Origin of the sequence: Curtobacterium sp. MCBA15_009, assembly GCF_001864895.1 — a bacterium.
GTDB lineage: Bacteria > Actinomycetota > Actinomycetes > Actinomycetales > Microbacteriaceae > Curtobacterium.
Window position 1 is genome coordinate 40,077 of sequence record NZ_MJGO01000039.1, and the last position, 16,151, is coordinate 56,227.

Annotated in this window: 15 protein-coding genes; 7 read left to right on the forward strand and 8 right to left on the reverse strand. The window is 74.4% G+C overall.

Annotated features, from left to right (window positions below; genetic code table 11):
• Positions 1–56: 56 nt before the first annotated feature.
• From hpf to mtrA, 5 genes are all read right to left on the reverse strand, one after another.
• Positions 57–758, reverse strand: coding sequence for a ribosome hibernation-promoting factor, HPF/YfiA family (hpf, locus tag BIU97_RS13440; protein WP_071261752.1), 702 nt, complete (start codon positions 756–758; stop codon positions 57–59).
• 171 nt (positions 759–929) lie between these two features.
• A complete protein-coding gene (locus BIU97_RS13445; protein ID WP_071261732.1) occupies positions 930–1,592 on the reverse strand; it encodes a ComF family protein in 663 nt (220 codons plus the stop codon).
• A gap of 124 nt (positions 1,593–1,716) precedes the next feature.
• The gene (locus BIU97_RS13450) at positions 1,717–3,399 is read right to left on the reverse strand and encodes a GerMN domain-containing protein (RefSeq protein ID WP_083420955.1); all 1,683 of its coding nucleotides are present in this window, start codon (positions 3,397–3,399) and stop codon (positions 1,717–1,719) included.
• Positions 3,399–5,117: an MtrAB system histidine kinase MtrB gene (gene mtrB, locus BIU97_RS13455; RefSeq protein WP_254782997.1), complete on the reverse strand. Its 1,719-nt coding sequence runs from the start codon at positions 5,115–5,117 to the stop codon at positions 3,399–3,401. The genes BIU97_RS13450 and mtrB overlap by 1 nt, the downstream gene beginning before the upstream one ends.
• 5 nt (positions 5,118–5,122) lie before the next feature.
• On the reverse strand, positions 5,123–5,797 hold the full coding sequence (gene mtrA, locus BIU97_RS13460) for an MtrAB system response regulator MtrA (RefSeq protein WP_071261730.1): 675 nt from the start codon (positions 5,795–5,797) through the stop codon (positions 5,123–5,125).
• 168 nt (positions 5,798–5,965) lie between these two features.
• Here mtrA and BIU97_RS13465 point away from each other — a divergent pair, with 168 nt between their 5' ends.
• From BIU97_RS13465 to BIU97_RS13485, 5 genes are all read left to right on the forward strand, one after another.
• The gene (locus tag BIU97_RS13465; RefSeq protein ID WP_083420956.1) at positions 5,966–7,357 is read left to right on the forward strand and encodes a glycerophosphoryl diester phosphodiesterase membrane domain-containing protein; all 1,392 of its coding nucleotides are present in this window, start codon (positions 5,966–5,968) and stop codon (positions 7,355–7,357) included.
• Positions 7,354–7,995 (forward strand): DUF4129 domain-containing protein, encoded by a 642-nt coding sequence (locus tag BIU97_RS13470; protein WP_071261719.1) that lies wholly within the window; start codon positions 7,354–7,356, stop codon positions 7,993–7,995. The genes BIU97_RS13465 and BIU97_RS13470 overlap by 4 nt, the downstream gene beginning before the upstream one ends.
• Positions 7,992–9,293, forward strand: a complete 1,302-nt coding sequence (locus BIU97_RS18150) for a DUF4350 domain-containing protein (RefSeq protein ID WP_071261717.1) — start codon at positions 7,992–7,994, stop codon at positions 9,291–9,293. The genes BIU97_RS13470 and BIU97_RS18150 overlap by 4 nt, the downstream gene beginning before the upstream one ends.
• 77 nt (positions 9,294–9,370) lie before the next feature.
• On the forward strand, positions 9,371–10,312 hold the full coding sequence (locus BIU97_RS13480; RefSeq protein WP_071262183.1) for an AAA family ATPase: 942 nt from the start codon (positions 9,371–9,373) through the stop codon (positions 10,310–10,312).
• Complete coding sequence (locus BIU97_RS13485; protein WP_071261714.1) at positions 10,312–11,703, forward strand: DUF58 domain-containing protein; 1,392 nt, start codon at positions 10,312–10,314, stop codon at positions 11,701–11,703. Before BIU97_RS13480 ends, BIU97_RS13485 begins: the two co-directional genes overlap by 1 nt.
• On the opposite strand, the gene BIU97_RS13490 is transcribed toward BIU97_RS13485, so the two are convergent.
• Positions 11,700–12,698, reverse strand: a complete 999-nt coding sequence (locus BIU97_RS13490; RefSeq protein ID WP_071261712.1) for a stage II sporulation protein M — start codon at positions 12,696–12,698, stop codon at positions 11,700–11,702. The genes BIU97_RS13485 and BIU97_RS13490 overlap by 4 nt on opposite strands.
• Positions 12,699–12,744: 46 nt before the next feature.
• On the opposite strand from BIU97_RS13490, the gene BIU97_RS13495 reads away from it, so the two are divergent.
• The gene (locus BIU97_RS13495; RefSeq protein WP_071261710.1) at positions 12,745–13,614 is read left to right on the forward strand and encodes an RDD family protein; all 870 of its coding nucleotides are present in this window, start codon (positions 12,745–12,747) and stop codon (positions 13,612–13,614) included.
• A 216-nt stretch (positions 13,615–13,830) separates the two neighbouring features.
• On the opposite strand, the gene ahcY is transcribed toward BIU97_RS13495, so the two are convergent.
• Together ahcY and BIU97_RS13505 are read right to left on the reverse strand one after the other, a co-directional pair.
• Positions 13,831–15,309, reverse strand: coding sequence for an adenosylhomocysteinase (ahcY, locus tag BIU97_RS13500; RefSeq protein ID WP_071261708.1), 1,479 nt, complete (start codon positions 15,307–15,309; stop codon positions 13,831–13,833).
• Between the two features lie 103 nt (positions 15,310–15,412).
• Positions 15,413–15,628, reverse strand: a complete 216-nt coding sequence (locus tag BIU97_RS13505; RefSeq protein ID WP_071261706.1) for a DUF3499 family protein — start codon at positions 15,626–15,628, stop codon at positions 15,413–15,415.
• Positions 15,629–15,687: 59 nt separating this feature from the next.
• On the opposite strand from BIU97_RS13505, the gene BIU97_RS13510 reads away from it, so the two are divergent.
• Positions 15,688–16,128 carry a metallopeptidase family protein gene (locus tag BIU97_RS13510; protein WP_071261703.1) on the forward strand — a complete coding sequence of 147 codons (441 nt, stop codon included), beginning with the start codon at positions 15,688–15,690 and terminating at the stop codon, positions 16,126–16,128.
• Positions 16,129–16,151: the final 23 nt, after the last annotated feature.

The window sequence follows — 16,151 nt, forward strand, 5'->3', positions numbered from 1 at the left end:
GCTCCCCGGCAGGGGGCCACGCGCACGCCGCGGGCGGAGGTGGGGTGCGGGTCGCGCTACGCGATCGCCGCGGCCGGTTCGGCTGCGGTCTCGCGGGACGCGTCGGAGGTCCCGTCGAGGCCGATCACGCCGTAGTCCCAGCCCTTGCGCCGGTACACGACGCTCGGGCGGTGGGTCTCGGCGTCGACGAACAGGTAGAAGTCGTGCCCGACGAGCTCCATGTAGTAGAGCGCGTCGTCGACGGTCATCGGGGCGGCCTCGAAGACCTTGTGCCGGATGACGACCGGGCTGTAGACCTCGGTCTCGTCGTCCTCCGTGCCCTGCGCGTCGACGACGGGCACGGCACCGGTGGCGACGTCCTCGATGAGCTTGCCGTCGGCGGGGACGACGTCCATGCCGTCGAAGCCGCTGCCGGCGGCCTCGGCCACCGAGGTGGGGCGGTGGCGTCCGCGGTGCACCTTGCGACGGTCGCGCGCTCGGCGCAGCCGTTCGGTGATGCGGGCGAACGCGAGGTCGAAGGCGGCGTACTTGTCGGACGCCGCGGACTCCGCCCGCACGAGGGGCCCGGGACCGATGAGCGTCAGTTCGACGCGGTCCTCGCCCTGGCTGCTGCCGGACTTCTCGTGGTGGCGGCTGATGCGGACCTCGAAGGCCAGCGCACGGTCAGCGAGCACGTCGATCTTCTCGGACTTCTGCTCGACATAGGTGCGGAATCGGTCGGTGACCCCGACGTTCCGGCCCGTGATCGTCACGTCCATGTGGCGGCTCCCATCCAGACTCAGCGCGTCGCCTCCATCCGGCGATCCTGAACGCCTTGTCGCGAGGCTAGCCCCGTGGAGCAGCCCGCGTCACCGATCGTCGGCGAGTCCCCGAGACCCCCACCGGACACCCAGTGGTCACCCGGCGTCCACCGAGGTGACACGGGCGGGTCAGTCCTCGACGCTCGCGACGGCGACGCAGCGGACCACCCGACCACCGCCGGCGCGGACGGCCCGGACCCCCTCGGCCATGGTCACCCCGGTGGTCACGACGTCGTCAACCAGCACCACGCACCGGCCGTCGACGCCGCGTGCCCGGAGGGTCCCGACCGTGGCGGCGACCCGTTCCGTGGCGGTGCGCTCCTTCTGCCCGGGCTGTGCCGCACCCGGTACGGCCCGGACCCGCGCGAGCCGCCCCGTCCGCCGGACCCCGCCCCGCGCGAGGAGCACCACCACCGGGTCGAAGCCGCGACGCCGTGCTCCGGTCCGGGACGGCGGGACCCGCAGCACCACGGTGCCGGCCGGGGACGCGGCGAGCGCGGCGCGGACGAGGCGGCCGAACCGACGCCCGAGCGGTCCGGCGACGTCGACCCGGCCGCGCAGCTTCAGCTCGAGCAGCAGGGTGCGGACGAGGCCCTCGTACGCGAACGCGGCGTCGAGCCGGACGCCGGCGACGAGCCGGACGCGCCGGGGGCGGGCGTCGAGGGCGGTGCGGCAGGCACGACAGAGGGCACGGTCCGGCCGACCGCAGCCCAGGCAGGCGACGGGCAGGACGAGCCCGAGCACCGCGAGGGCGGCGTCGGCCCAGACGGTGCGTCGGTCGGTGGCGGGCATGCCGCGAGTCTGGCGGTGACCGACCGTCGGACGCGGGCGGTCCGGCGGGCTGTGGACGGGCCTCCAGAGTGCGTGCGCTGTGGAGGGAGGTCCGCAGGCGCCGGCGCGGCACCGGCCGCGCGCCCTACCGCTGCACGCCGAGCACGTGGGCGGTGACGCCCGTCGTGTCCCAGCTGCCGCCCGTCGACTGCAGCACCGAACCGTCGGACATACGCAAGAGGAGCGCTCCCCCGCCTCCGCCGGTGATCGCCGTCGCGCGCCCGTCCGGCCGGGGCAGGGTGCTCGACCGGCCGCCGATCGTGGAGCGCACGATGTTCGGACCGGACGTCGCCTGCGCCACGGACGCGACGTCGGTGTCGTTCACCCACGTCGCCCCGACGGCGTCGCCGGTCGCCGCCTGCACGCGCACGGGCGCGCCGAACGACGAGGGCGAGCGGTCGGACCCGCGGATGATCGCCATGACGTACAGCGCCGGACCGTCCGTGGTGTCGATGAGCGCGAGCGCCCTGGTCGAGTCGCGGGACACCTGGAACGAGACGAGTTCCCCGCGCGGCAGGGTCGTGGCGACCTGGTGCGGGTCGCCGCCGAGGCCGTACGCGGTGATCCGCCGGGTGTCGGAGCGCTGCCCGACCCAGACGAAGCCGAGGTCGTCGATCGACGGTGGGACGAGCCCCTGGCGGGTGTCGACCCGCAGGCTCCGCTTGCCGGTCACCACGAAGACGCCGTCCCGGTTGCCGACGACCGCGTTCCGGCCCGTGGCCGAGATCGCGAGGGACCGCGGGTCGAGCGCGGCCACCGCGTCACCGACGCCGCTGCCGAGCTCGGACACCTTGCCGGTGCCCGGGGTGGCGTAGCCGACGACGCCCTGCTCCTCGACGAGGGGCCGGGGGTCGACGTCGGGGTTCTGCTGGGCGTTCGGGCCGCTCGCGTCGGACACGGACAGGGTCGCGCCCTCCACCGTGAGGGACACCGACGAGATCGTCGCGACGGAGGCGAGCGACCTGCTGAGCTGCTCGCGCATCCGGACGCGGTCGACGGTGCTCGCACGGAGCGCGTCGCCCGACAGGTCGACGAGCGCGGTGCCGCTGTCGATGGTCACCGCGTTGAGGGAGAGCTGGGTGCCCTCCGGGAAGGACGACACGACGGCGCCCTTGAGCCAGTCGGCGGGCCCGGCGAGCAGGGTGCTGGCGATGCGGGTGCTCGTCGACGAGCGGGCGAGGAACCACCGCTCGTCGGGCACCAGGAAGTGGTACGTCGGGTCGAAGAAGTACAGCGCGTGCTGCTGGAAGACGGACTCGAAGCTCGTCGGCGTGAGGATGATGCCGTCGGGGGCGTAGGCGATGCGCCACTCCCCGTCCTCGCGGGTGAACTGGAAGGTCAGCGTCGACGACGTCGGGCGGACGGCCTGGGTGTACTCGCCCTCGGAGTCGACCGAGGCGCTCGCGGTGAGGGTGAAGGTGAGCTCGCGCTCGTCGGCGCGCTGCACGGTGCCGCTGCCGTCGAGGATCGTGACGCCGTGCCGCGGGTTCCACTGCTGGGCGAAGGACGACGCCAGGAACTGCCGGGCGACCGCGTAGTTGTCCTGGGAGCCGGTGGCCGCGGCGATGAAGCCCCGCAGGATCTGGGTCTGGTCGGCGCCCGTCGTCGGCTTGTCGGGGCGGTAGTCGAAGCCGGCGACGGCCTCGTCCTTCACGGCCTGCCCGGTGCGCACCGCGCCGTCGGTGGGGATCGCCACGCAGGCGGTCAGCGCGACGAGCGTCACCGCAGCCAGGGCGGCGGCGACGACGTGCCGCAGGCGGGATCGCATCAGGACTCCTCTCGCACGGCGCGGGGGCCGTCGTACGACTCGTCGAGTTCGGGCAGCGGGATCGCGGACGTCGCCGTGGTGGCCTGCTCGTTGCGCGGCAGGGTCAGCACGAAGGTCGAGCCCTCGCCGGGGCGGGACCAGACGTCGATGCGCCCGCCGTGCAGCTTCGCGTCGCCGAGGCTGATCGCGAGGCCGAGTCCGGTGCCGCCGATGGTGCGCTTGCGGCTCGGGTCGGCGCGCCAGAACCGGTCGAAGACGCGGGCGGCGTCCTCCGGGGGCATGCCGACGCCCTGGTCGCGGACGGCGATCGCGACGGTCCGCACGTCGCTGTCGACGACGACCTGCACCGGCCGGCCGTCGCCGTGCTCGACGGCGTTGCCGACGAGGTTGCGCAGGATGCGGCGGACGCGCTTCGCGTCGAGGCGCATGGTCGTGTGGCCGCCCGGTGTCGCGAGCTGCAGTTCGATGCCGGCGCGCTCGGCGAGCGGGCGGAACTCCTCGACGATGTCCGCGGCGAGCGCCACCGGGACGACCGGCTCCGTGTCGAGCTGTACGGCCTGGGCGTCGTAGCGGGAGATCTCGAGCAGGTCGGCGAGCAGCAGCTCGAAGCGCTCCACCTGCGCGTGGAGGAGCTCGGCGGACCGGGCGACGGCCGGTTCGAACGCGTGCCGGGAGTCGAACATCACGTCGCCGGCGAGCCGGATCGTGGTGAGCGGGGTCCGGAGCTCGTGGGACACGTCGGACACGAACCGTTGCTGCACGCGGGAGAGCTCGGCGAGCTGGGTGATCTGGCGGCTGACGGCCTCGGCCATCCCGTTGAAGCTCCGTGCCAGGGTGGCCAGGTCGTCCTGGCCGCGCACCGGGATGCGTTCGTCGAGCCGGCCGGCCGCGATCTTCCGACTGGTCTCGGCGGCGCCGCGGATCGGGACGACGACGAGACGGACCACGAGCGAGGTCACGAGGGCGATGAGCACCATGAGCGCGACGCCCCCGATCGAGAGCGTCTGGGAGACGAAGTCGAGCGTCTTCTGCGCGTCGGACAGGTCGTAGACCATGTACAGCTCGTACTGGCCGGCACTCGGGACCTGCAGGGTCGAACCGACCGCCAGGCCGGGGACCCGGCGCCCGCCGTCCTCGAGCTCCACCGGCTGCAGGCTGAGCTTGCCGGTGTTCGCCCCGACCGCCTTGCGCAGCGAGTCGGTGATGACGGCGTCGGGGAACCCGGGGCTGACGATGGTCTGCAGCGTCTGCGGTGTCGACTGCCCGGGGGTGCGCTCGATGGCGATGGTCGTGCCGCCGGGGCTCGTCGTGTTCGACAGGATCGCCTGCTGCGCCTCGTTCTGCAGCGTCTCGAGCTCGGTCTGGTTGCTGTCCTCGGTCGCGGTGGCGGCGTCGAAGATGCCCTGCGCCACGTTCGTCGCCCGCGCGGACTCGGACTCGATCTGGTCGCGGCGCTGCGAGTAGATGTTCGTCGAGATGCTCACCATGACCGCAGCGCCGATGATGCCGATGGCCAGGCCCGTGGTCATGACCGTGATGGCGACCGACCGCAGCATGAGCGAACGGCGCCACAGGTAGGCGACCGGACGCCACCCGCGGCGGACCCAGCGCCGCATCCGTCGCCGTCCGCGGCCGACCACGCCGATCGGCGCGGTGGCGCTGCCGACGGACCGTGTCGTGCCGGCTGCGGTCCCGGTGGCGGGCGGGGCGGGCGGCACGGGGGTCAGGCCCCTCCGGCGCGGTACCCGACGCCGCGCACCGTGGTGACGGTCTTCGGGTTGTCGGGGTCGTGCTCGATCTTCGCGCGGAGCCGCTGCACGTGCACGTTCACCAGACGGGTGTCGGCCTTGTAGTGGTAGCCCCACACCTGCTCGAGCAGCATCTCGCGGGTGAAGACCTGGTTCGGCTTCTCGGCGAGGGCGCGGAGCAGGTCGAACTCGAGCGGGGTGAGCGCGATGACGGTGTCACCGCGACGGACCTCGTGGCCGGCGACGTCGACGGTGAGGTCGCCGACGTGCAGCACGGTCGCGTCGGTCGCGCTCGGCCGGAGCCGGGTGCGGATGCGGGCGACGAGCTCCTTCGGGTTGAACGGCTTGACCACGTAGTCGTCCGCACCGTTCTCGAGCCCGGCGACGACGTCGGCGGTGTCGCTCTTCGCGGTGAGCATGATGATCGGGGTGCCGCTCTCGGCACGGATGCGCTTGCACACCTCGATGCCGTCGATGCCCGGCAGCATCACGTCGAGCAGGACCAGATCCGGCTTGGTGCTGTGGAACGCCTCGACGGCGTCGTTGCCGTCGGCGCTGAACTCGGGTTCGTAGCCCTCGGACCGGAGGACGATGCCGATCATCTCGGCGAGTGCCTGGTCGTCGTCGACGACGAGGATGCGCGGTGTCATGTGATCTGGACTCCGTGTGGCGTGCTGACCGTGCCCGGGTCGGCACGTGTCCCCACACGATAGCCGGTGCCCGTCGCGCGGCGTCCCGACGGATCGCCGGGTTTTCCGCCAGGATGGGCGGGACGACGCGCTGCGGCGCGTCCCGACACCACGAGGGGGGCTTGGGTCATGACCGATTGGCACGCACCGGGCGGGGAGCCGACGACCGGGCCGGGCCAGCCGGGAGGCCCGCGGCAGTTCTCCGTGCCGCTGCCGCCCGCCCCGGGGCCGGGTCCACGGCCCGCCGGCGTCCGCCCGGTGGTCCCGCTCCGCCCGTTGGGCTTCGGCGACGTGCTCGGCGGCGCCTTCACGGTCTTCCGACGGAACGCACGCGTCCTGCTGCTCTGGAGCGTGCTGCTGAGCGGAGTGGTCGGGCTCCTCTCGACGCTCGTGAGCACCTTCGGCCAGCGGGCCGTGCAGTCGCGGGTGTTCTCCGCCCTCGACGGCGGCAGCGGGTCCTCGGCGATCCTCGCCGGCAGCACGACGGCCTGGCTGCTGCTGTCGATCGGCCTGCCGTTCGTCGCGTACCTGGGGCGGACGTTCCTGGTGGCACCCGTCGCCGCGGACACCGCGCAGCGCGTGCTCGGCCGGCGCGCGACCTTCGGCGGGCTGTGGCGGCTCCTCGCCGGTCGGCGCGGTTCCGTCGTCGCGTGGATGTTCCTGCAGATCGCCGCGGCCCTCGTCGTCGCCGTCGCCTACCTCCTGGTCTTCTTCGGGTTCTTCGCCGTCCTCGGCACCGGTGGCTCCGGCATCGCTGGGTTCCTGTTCGGTGCCTTCGCCGTGACCACCGGGTTCGGAGTGCTGATCGCCTGGTTGGCGACCCGCTTCTCCCTGACCGTGCCGACCATCGCGCTCGAGGGTCGTCGGGTCTTCGACGCCGCCGGGCAGTCGTGGCGGCTCACCCGCGGTGCGTTCTGGCGCACCTTCGGGGTGCTGCTCCTGGTGCAGGTGATGTTCCGCATCGCCGTCTCGATCGCCGCGGTGCCGTTGACCGTCGGTGCGTCGCTGCTCTCCGGCGTCTTCGACCCCCTCGGACAGACGGACGCCTCGGCCGGCATCGGGATCGGTGCGACGATCGCGGTGGTGGTCGGCAGCCTGCTCGCCACGGCCGTGCAGTGCATCACCGACGTGCTGTCCGGGTCGGTGACCACGTTCCTGGCGATCGACCGGCGCATCCGCACCGAGGCGCTCGACCAGCGGATCGCGTCGCACCTGGACACCGGACTGCCGACGGACCCGTTCGCGCCGGGCACCGGCGACGTCCGCCCGCGCTCGGGCCCGCAGCAGTGGACGCCGCAGCAGCCGTGGGCGCAGCAACAGCAGCCCTGGGCGCAGCAACAGCCCGGGTCGCAACAGTGGCCGGGCCACGGGCAGTGGCCGGGTCAGGGGCAGCAGCAGTGGACTCCGCAGCCGCCCGCGCCCGGTCACCAGCAGTGGGCTCCGCAGCAGCCGTGGTCCGGACAGCAGGACGCGTCCGACCGCTCCGCCCCGGGGAACCCCCCGTCGGACGGCAGCGCGTGAGCACGGTCGACCCGGACGAGGCCCGTCGGCTGCTCGAACGCGAGCTGAACCGCTCCGCCTACGACGGCGCGCACGTCACGTGGTGGGACCGCGCCTCGAGCGCGTTCCTCGACTGGCTCGGGTCGTTCCGCCTCGGCGGCCTCGACTCCCCCGTCGTCGCGCAGACCGCGCTCTGGATCGCGGTCGTCGTGCTCGTCGCGGTCGTCGTGCTCGTCCTCGTCTCCCGCGGGCTGCCCCGACGACGGCCCCGCGCGAAGGCCTCCGACACCGGCGGCGTCTTCGACGCCGACGACCTGCGGTCCGCCGACGAGCTCCGTGACACCGCCCGTGGGGCGCTCGCCCGCGCGGACTGGTCGCAGGCGGTGCTCGACGGCTTCCGCGCCCTCGCCCGCGGCCTCGGCGAACGCGACCTGGTGCCGGACGTGCCCGGTGCGACCGCCCGCGCCATCGCCGACCGGGGCGCGGCGTCGTTCCCCACGGTCCGCGACCGCCTCGAGGACGCCGCCACCGCTTTCGACGCGGTCCGCTACCTCGGGTCGGACGCCGACGAGGCGACCGCGCGCCGGGTCCTCGACGCCGAGCGCGACGTCCGCCGTGCCCGCCCGGTCCGTGCGGACGAGCCGGCGGTCCCCGCATGAGCAGCGCGACCACGGCCCGCGTCGCGGGTGACGCCGCACCGCCGGACACCCGGCGCCGACGGTTCGGCCTCTGGGTCGCGGTCGTCCTGGTCGCCGTGCTGTTCGCGGTGCTCACCGCCGTGGCCCGCGGCACCGACGGCGGGACCCCGCGGCCGCTCGACCCGACCTCCACCACCGCGAGCGGGTCGGCCGCCCTCGTCCGGGTGCTCGAGCAACGCGGCACGACGGTGACCGTCACGGACCGCGCCGCGGACGTCGACGGCGGCACCGTCTTCGTCGAGGACTCCGACGGGCTGCTCGGCGCCGGGGCGGCGGCCCGGATCGCCCGGTCCGCGCGGCACGTCGTCGTCGTCACCACCGACGAGGCCGCGCTGCAGGCGTTCGGCTTCGACGTCACCGGGAGCGCCCCGGTCGACGGGGACGACACCGTCGCGACGACGACCTGCACGATCCCCGAGGCGGCGGCGGCCGGGCGGGTGTCGACCGGCGGGTACGGGTGGGCCGTCGACGATCCGACCGCCGAACGGTGCGCCCCGACCGGCACCGGGGACGACCGCGTGTGGGGGCTCGTCCGCGCCGCCGGCCCGGGCGGCGACGTCACACTGCTCGGCACCACCGCGGCGCTCCGCAACGACACGGTCACCACGGCGGGCAACGCGGCACTCGCCCTCGCGCTCCTCGGGTCGGACGACCACCTGACCTGGTACACGCCGGTGGCCGGGTCGCCCGACGCCGCACCGACCCTCGGCGAGCTCGCCCCGCCCTGGGTGCCCGGCGCCCTCGCCCTGCTCGGACTGGTGGCCGTGGCGGCGGCCGTCTGGCGCGGCCGCCGCCTCGGCCCGCTCGTGGTCGAGCAGATGCCGGTCGTCGTGCGCGCCGCCGAGACCACCGAGGGCCGCGCCCGCATGTACGCCAGTGCCCGGGACCGCACCCACGCACTCGACACGCTGCGGGTCGCCGCGGTGCGCCGACTCGGCCGGGCGCTCGGACTCCCCCGCTCGGCGCACGTCGACGAGGTCGTCCGTGCCGTCGCCCGGGCCACCGGGACCCCACCGGCACGCGTCGGCGCGGTGCTGGTCGGCGGCCCGACCACCGACGACCGCGGACTCGTCGCGGGGACCGTGGCGCTCGACGCCCTCGAGGACGCGGTCCGGCGGGCCGCCTCGGGCGACGTCCGACGGGCGACGCCCACCACGGGTGCCGGCGCCCCGTCCGACGGACGCGCACCCGCCACCGCCGACGACCACCGGGACCGCACCGGACCGACCGACCACGACCGACCAGGAGCACGACCGTGACCGACCTGCCCCACGACGCCGCCGACCGCGGCGCACCGTCCACGTCCGCGAGCACGACCGACCCGTCCGTCCCCGCGATGCGGGAGGCCTTCGGCCGGGTCCGAGCCGAGGTCGGCAAGGCCGTCGTCGGCCAGGAGGGCGCCGTCTCCGGCATGATCGTCGGTCTCCTCGCACAGGGACACGTGCTGCTCGAGGGCGTGCCCGGCGTCGCGAAGACCCTGCTCGTCCGGAGCCTCGCGAGCGCCATGTCGCTCGACACGAAGCGCATCCAGTTCACGCCGGACCTCATGCCCGGTGACGTCACCGGCTCGCTCGTGTACGACGCCTCCACCGGCACGTTCCCGTTCCGCGAGGGGCCGGTCTTCACGAACGTGCTGCTCGCCGACGAGGTGAACCGCACGCCTCCGAAGACCCAGTCCGCGCTGCTCGAGGCGATGGAGGAACGGCAGGTGAGCGTCGACGGCGACGCCCGCGCGCTGCCGGACCCGTTCTTCGTCGCCGCCACGATGAACCCGATCGAGTTCGAGGGCACCTACACGCTGCCGGAGGCGCAGCTCGACCGCTTCCTCGTGAAGCTGACGCTCGACATCCCGCCGCGGGACGTCGAGTGGCAGGTGCTCCGTCGGCACGCCGACGGCTTCGTCCCCCGCGACGTCCGGTCGGCCGGGATCACCCCCGTGGTCGGCGTCGACGAGGTCCTCGCGGCGCAGCGAGCCGTCCGCGCCGTCCGCGCCGGTGACGACGTGCTGGCCTACGTGGTCGACCTCGCCCGGGCCACCCGGCAGGCACCGTCCGTCCGGGTCGGGGTCAGCCCCCGCGGTACCACGGCGCTCCTCGCGGCGGCGAAGGCGTGGGCGTGGCTCACCGGGTACGACGCGATCACGCCCGACCACGTGCAGGCCATGGTGCTGCCGGTCTGGCGGCACCGGTTGCGGGTCGCCTCGGACGCCGAGCTCGAGGGCGTCGGCGCCGACGGGGTGCTGCAGCAGGTGCTCGAGCAGGTGCGGGTGCCGATCTAGTGGCGGTCTCCGGCCGGTTCGTCGTCCTGCTCGCCGTCGCGATCGTCCCCACCGTGCTGCTCGCCAGCGCGTGGGCGGGCGTGGCGTGGGTCGCCGTCGTCGTGCTCGGCGCCGCGCTCGACGTCCTGCTCGCGGCCGACCTGCGCCGCGTCCGGGTCGACCGTCGGATGCCCCGGCTCGCCCGGCGCGACACCGCCACGGCGGGCACCCTCGTCGTCGCGAACGACGGGACCCGACCGCTGCGCGGCGTCGTCCGGGACATGTGGGAGCCCTCCGCCGGGCAGCAGCCGCGGCGGATCCGGCTCACCGTGCCCGCCGGTGAACGCCGCACCGCACGGATGCGGTTCGAACCGTTCCGTCGCGGTCGCCGCCGCAGCGCCGGCGTCGCGGTCCGGGCGTTCGGACCGATCGGGCTCGCCGCCCGCCAACGGGTGCTCGCGGCACCCGGCGAACTCGTCGTGACGCCGCCGTTCCGGTCGCGACGGCACCTGCCCTCGCGGCTCGCACGGCTCCGGGAACTCGACGGCGAGACCACGCTGCAGCTCCGGGGACACGGCACCGAGTTCGACTCGCTGCGCGACTACGTCCGCGGCGACGACGTGCGCTCCATCGACTGGCGGGCGACCGCGCGCCGGCAGGACCTCGTCGTGCGGACCTGGCGGCCGGAACGCGACCGCCGGGTGGTCGTCGTCGTCGACGCGGGCCGGGCCGGAGCCGGGCGCGTCGCCGACGAACCAAGACTCGACACCTTCATCGAGTCGGCGCTGCTGCTCGGCGCCCTCGCCGCGGCCGCCGGTGACCGCATCGACCTCGCGGTGCTCGACGACACCGTCCACGACCGTGTGCACGGCGCCACCCGGGTCGACGTCGTGCAGCGGTTCGGCGAGGCGCTGGCCCTGGCCGAACCGGGGCTCGCGGCGACCGACTGGTCCGCGGTGCCGGCGCTCGTCGACGCGGTCACGACCTCGCGGGCGCTCGTGGTGCTCGCGTCGAGCCTCGACTCCGTCGGGGCCTCCGGCGACCTGCTCGCCGTGCTGCCGCGCCTGACGCGGCGGCACGCCGTCGTCGTCACCGCCGTCGACGACCCGGCGGTCCGGGCCATGGCGAGCACGGCCGTGGAGCCGGGACGCGACGGACGTGCGACGCGGGGCGGACGGGTGCCGGGCCTCCCGGGACGCCGCAGGGCCGGTCGCCTGCCCGCCGGGGCCGCCACCGGGGCGGAGCGCGACGTCTACCGCCGGGCCGCCGCGGAACGCACCCTGCTCGACGCGGACGGCGTCGCCGACGTCGCGCGACGGGCCGGGGCCGAGGTCGTGCGCGGGACACCCGAGGCGCTGCCGCCGCTGGTGGCCGACGCGTACCTGCGGGCGAAGGCGAGCGGGCGGCTCTAGCCGGCCACGAGCGCGGAGGCGCCGCGCTCGAACTCCTCGAGGTCGCCGCGCTCCCCCGCCCGGAACGCGCGACCGCCGAGCACCCACTGGTACGCCAGCACGGCGGCCAGGGCGACGGTGCCGATGCCGATCTTCACCGGCCACGGCCAGTCCTGGCGGGTGACGACGCCCTCGACGACGCCGGAGAGCAGCAGCGTGAGCGCGAGGCCGATCGCGATGGTGATGAGGGCACGACCGTCCTCGGCGAGGGCCTGCGCCCGCGTGCGGTGCGGGCCCGGAGCGACCCACGACCAGAACACCATCAGCCCGGCGCCGCCGGCGAGGAAGACCGAGTACAGCTCGAGCTGCCCGTGCGGGGCGATGTAGAGGAAGAAGTCGCCGAGTCGCCCCTGCGAGTGCATGATCGCCGCCGACACCCCGAGGCTGACCGCGTTCTGCATGATCGAGAACGGCACGAAGAGCCCCGTGATGCCGAACGCGACCATGGTGGCCGCGATGTACGCGTTGTTCGTCCAGACCTGCGCCGTGAACGCCCCGAGCCCGTGGTCGGAGTAGTAGTCGACGAAGTCCTGGGTGGCGTACCGCCGGAGCGCCTCCGGCGTGCCGAACGTCGCCGTCGCCCCCGGGGTGGCCTGGATCCAGACGGCGACGACGGCCCCGATCGCGACCGTCGCGACGGCGACCCAGATCGTCACCCACCGGATCCGGTACAGCGCCGCCGGCAGCTGCCGGGTGAAGAACCGGACCAGGGCGGTGAGCGGGTCGACGGGCGTGCCGGTGAAGCGCAGGCGGGCGCGGAACAGCGTCAGCGACAGGCGGTCCCCCGTCGTCGTCCGCGGTGCGGCGCCGCGGATGCGGGCGAGGTCCGTCGCGGCCTCCTGGTAGCCCGCGACGAGGCGGTCGACGTCGGCTCCGGAGACGCTCCGGGCGCGCGCCGACCGGTCGAGTTCCCGCCACCGGTCGCCGTGCACCTCGGCGTAGGCGTCCAGGTCCACGTGTTCCCCCTCACGTCGCGCGTGTCGCTTGCGACAGAATGATGCCATGCCGAAGCCCCGCACGCCGCGCGACCTCGCCGACGCCCGCTTCTCGCTCGCCCTCGACGAGACCACCGACGAGCTCGTCGTCGGTGAGGCCGTCGCGCTCGACGTCCAACCGGCGGGCATCGCGCTGCGGCTCGCGGCGGCGTTGCTCGACGGGCTGTGCCTGGTCCTGCTCTACGTGATGCTGCTGTTCGGGCTGTCGCGCGTCTGGCCGAGCGGCCTCGACGACGCCTGGATCCCCGCCCTGACGATCGCGGTGCTCGTCCTGGTGGTCGTGCTCGTGCCGGCCGCGGTCGAGACCGTCACCAGGGGTCGGAGCGTCGGCCGGTACGCCACCGGTACCCGGGTCGTGCGGCTCGACGGCGGCGCGATCGGGTTCCGGCACGCCTTCACCCGGTCGCTGGTCGGCCTGTTCGAGCTGTGGATGACGCTCGGGTCCGTCGCGGTGCTCGTCGCGCTGTTCGGCACCCGACCACGGCGGCTCGGCGACCTGCTCGCCGGCACGGTGGTGCAGCACGAGCGGCTGCCCCGGCACCACGACCCCGAGGTCCTGCTGCCGCCGGAGCTGACGGCGTGGGCCGGGGTGGCCGACGTGTCGGCGCTCCCGCAGCGGCTGGAGAACCGGCTCGGGGCGTTCTTCCGTGGCGCCGCCTCGATGCGGCCGGAGCTCCGCGACGCCGCGGCGCGGGCGCTGGCGGCCGACGTCGCGCCGTTCGCACACCCGGTGCCGCCGGTCGCGCCGGAGGCCTTCCTGGCCGGCGTGGCCGTGCTGCGCCGCCGTCGGGACGTCCGGGCGCTGCGCGCCCGGGCCGAGCTGCTGACCGCGGCGGGGGCCGCGGCGACGGCGCGGCCGCCGGGGTTCCCGCGCTGAGGGGGCGCCGCGTGCGCTGCGCGCCGCGCCCCGGCGGCACCGCTGCGCGCCGCGCCCCGGCGGCACCGCGCGCGACGCGCGCCGCGCGGCGCCGGTGCGGTCCGCACAACCGAAGTGACCCGGCGCCACGTCTTCACGTGGTTCCGGGTCACTTCGGTCGTGCGGGCGGCGCGCAGCGCACGTCCAGCCGCGCCCCGCGCGCCTCGCCCCGCGCGCTCAGTACCGGTAGTGCTCCGGCTTGAACGGACCCTCGACGGGAACGCCGATGTAGGCCGCCTGCTCCGGGCGGAGTTCGGTCAGCTGCACGCCGAGCGCCTCGAGGTGCAGTCGGGCGACCTTCTCGTCGAGGTGCTTCGGCAGCACGTAGACGCCGGTCGGGTACTCGTCGCGGCGGGTGTGCAGCTCGATCTGCGCCAGGACCTGGTTCGTGAACGAGTTGCTCATCACGAACGACGGGTGCCCGGTCGCGTTGCCGAGGTTCATGAGCCGCCCCTCGGACAGCACCAGGATCGAGCGCCCGGTCGGCAGGCGCCACTCGTGCACCTGCGGCTTGATCTCGACCTTCTCCACACCGGGGAGCGCCTCGAGCCCCGCCATGTCGATCTCGTTGTCGAAGTGCCCGACGTTCGCGACGATGGCGAGATGCTTGAGCCCGAGCATCTCGTCGACGCCGACGACGCCGAGGTTGCCCGTGCAGGTGATGACCATGTCGACCTCGCCGACGACGTCCGCCAGGCGTGCGACCTGGTAGCCGTCCATCGCGGCCTGCAGCGCGCAGATCGGGTCGACCTCGGACACGATGACGCGCGCCCCTTGCCCACGGAGGGCCTCGGCCGCACCCTTGCCGACGTCGCCGTAGCCGACGACGAACGCGACCTTGCCGCCCATGAGCACGTCGGTGGCGCGGTTCAGGCCGTCGGGCAGCGAGTGCCGGATGCCGTACTTGTTGTCGAACTTGGACTTGGTCACCGAGTCGTTCACGTTGATCGCCGGGAACTTCAGCTCGCCGTTGCGGAAGAGCTCGTACAGGCGGTGCACGCCCGTCGTGGTCTCCTCGGTGACGCCCTGGATGTCGGCCGCGATGCGGGTCCAGCGGTCCGACGAGGTCTCGAGCGACCGCGCGACGGTGTCGAGCACGATCTTCCACTCGGCGCTCGCGTCGGCCCCGGCCGTCGGTGCGACCCCCGCGGCCTCGGCGTCGGCGCCGGTGTGCACGAGCATGGTGGCGTCGCCGCCGTCGTCGAGGATCAGGTTCGGCCCGGTCCAGTCGGCACCGGCTGCGGCGGCCTCGGCACTCCAGTCGAAGATGCGGCTGGTGCACCACCAGTACTCCTCGAGCGTCTCGCCCTTCCACGCGAACACCGGGACGCCGGCGGGGGCGTCCGGGGTGCCGGTCGGACCGACGGCGACGGCAGCGGCGGCCTCGTCCTGGGTGGAGAAGATGTTGCAGCTGGCCCAGCGGACCTGCGCACCCAGCGCGACGAGCGTCTCGATGAGCACGGCGGTCTGCACGGTCATGTGCAGCGAGCCCGCGATGCGCGCGCCGGCGAGCGGCTGCGACGCGCCGAACTCGTCGCGCAGGGCCATCAGGCCCGGCATCTCGTTCTCCGCCAGGCGGATCTGGTGCCGTCCCGCCTCGGCGAGGGCGAGGTCGGCGACGCGGTACGGTGCTGCGGTCTGGGCTTCGGTGGGCATGGCGCCAGTCTTCCACGCCAGGAGGCGCGGCTCCCCAGCCGACGTCGGTCACCTCCTACGCGTCGACCGTCCACCGCAGGCGCGCCGTCGCGGATGCGGTCGGTCAGTCCGCCTCGCGCGGCAGCGGCTCGCGCCGGACCACCTGCCAGCCCTGCGGCACGCGCAGGCGCGCGGCGTGTCGGGCGCAGAGGTCGTACCCGTGCGGCTCGACCCGGGTCGAGAGCGGCCCGACGACGACCATCGAGTCGCCGTAGTCGTAGGTCAGGGTCGACGACGCGCTCGCGCCGCACGCGACCTTGCTGCAGATCCTGACGTCCATCTCGCCAGGGAGCCTAGCGGAGGGTCATACCGGACCCGGTGCGCGCGTACGATGTGGGGATGCGTCGGAAGCCCCGCCTCGTCACCCCGATCGACCGCGGTCGCGGCCGGTCCCGGCACGGTCGTGGCGGTCGCTCCAGCGTGACCGGCCCCGAGCTCGCGCCGATCACCACCCGGGCCGAGACGTTCGACCGGATCGTCGGGGACAGCGCGCACTACCTGCTCGGACTGTGGCCCGACGAGCTCGCCGGTGTCGTGTTCCAGGTCGCGGACATGCCGACCGACGCGACCCTGCCGGACGCGATGCCGCGGTGGCGGGTGGACCGCGACGGCCGCCGGGTCACGGTGTTCCGCATCCCCGTCGAGCGCGTGACGCGCAGCCCCGAGAAGGACGACCTCGACCGCCGGATCATCGTCGAGACCGCGGTCTTCCGTGCGGTCGGCGAGCTCATCGACAAGGACCCGTGGGACCTGGCCCCGGACCGCTACCGCCACTGGTGAGCCGCGGCGCGGACCACGGAGCC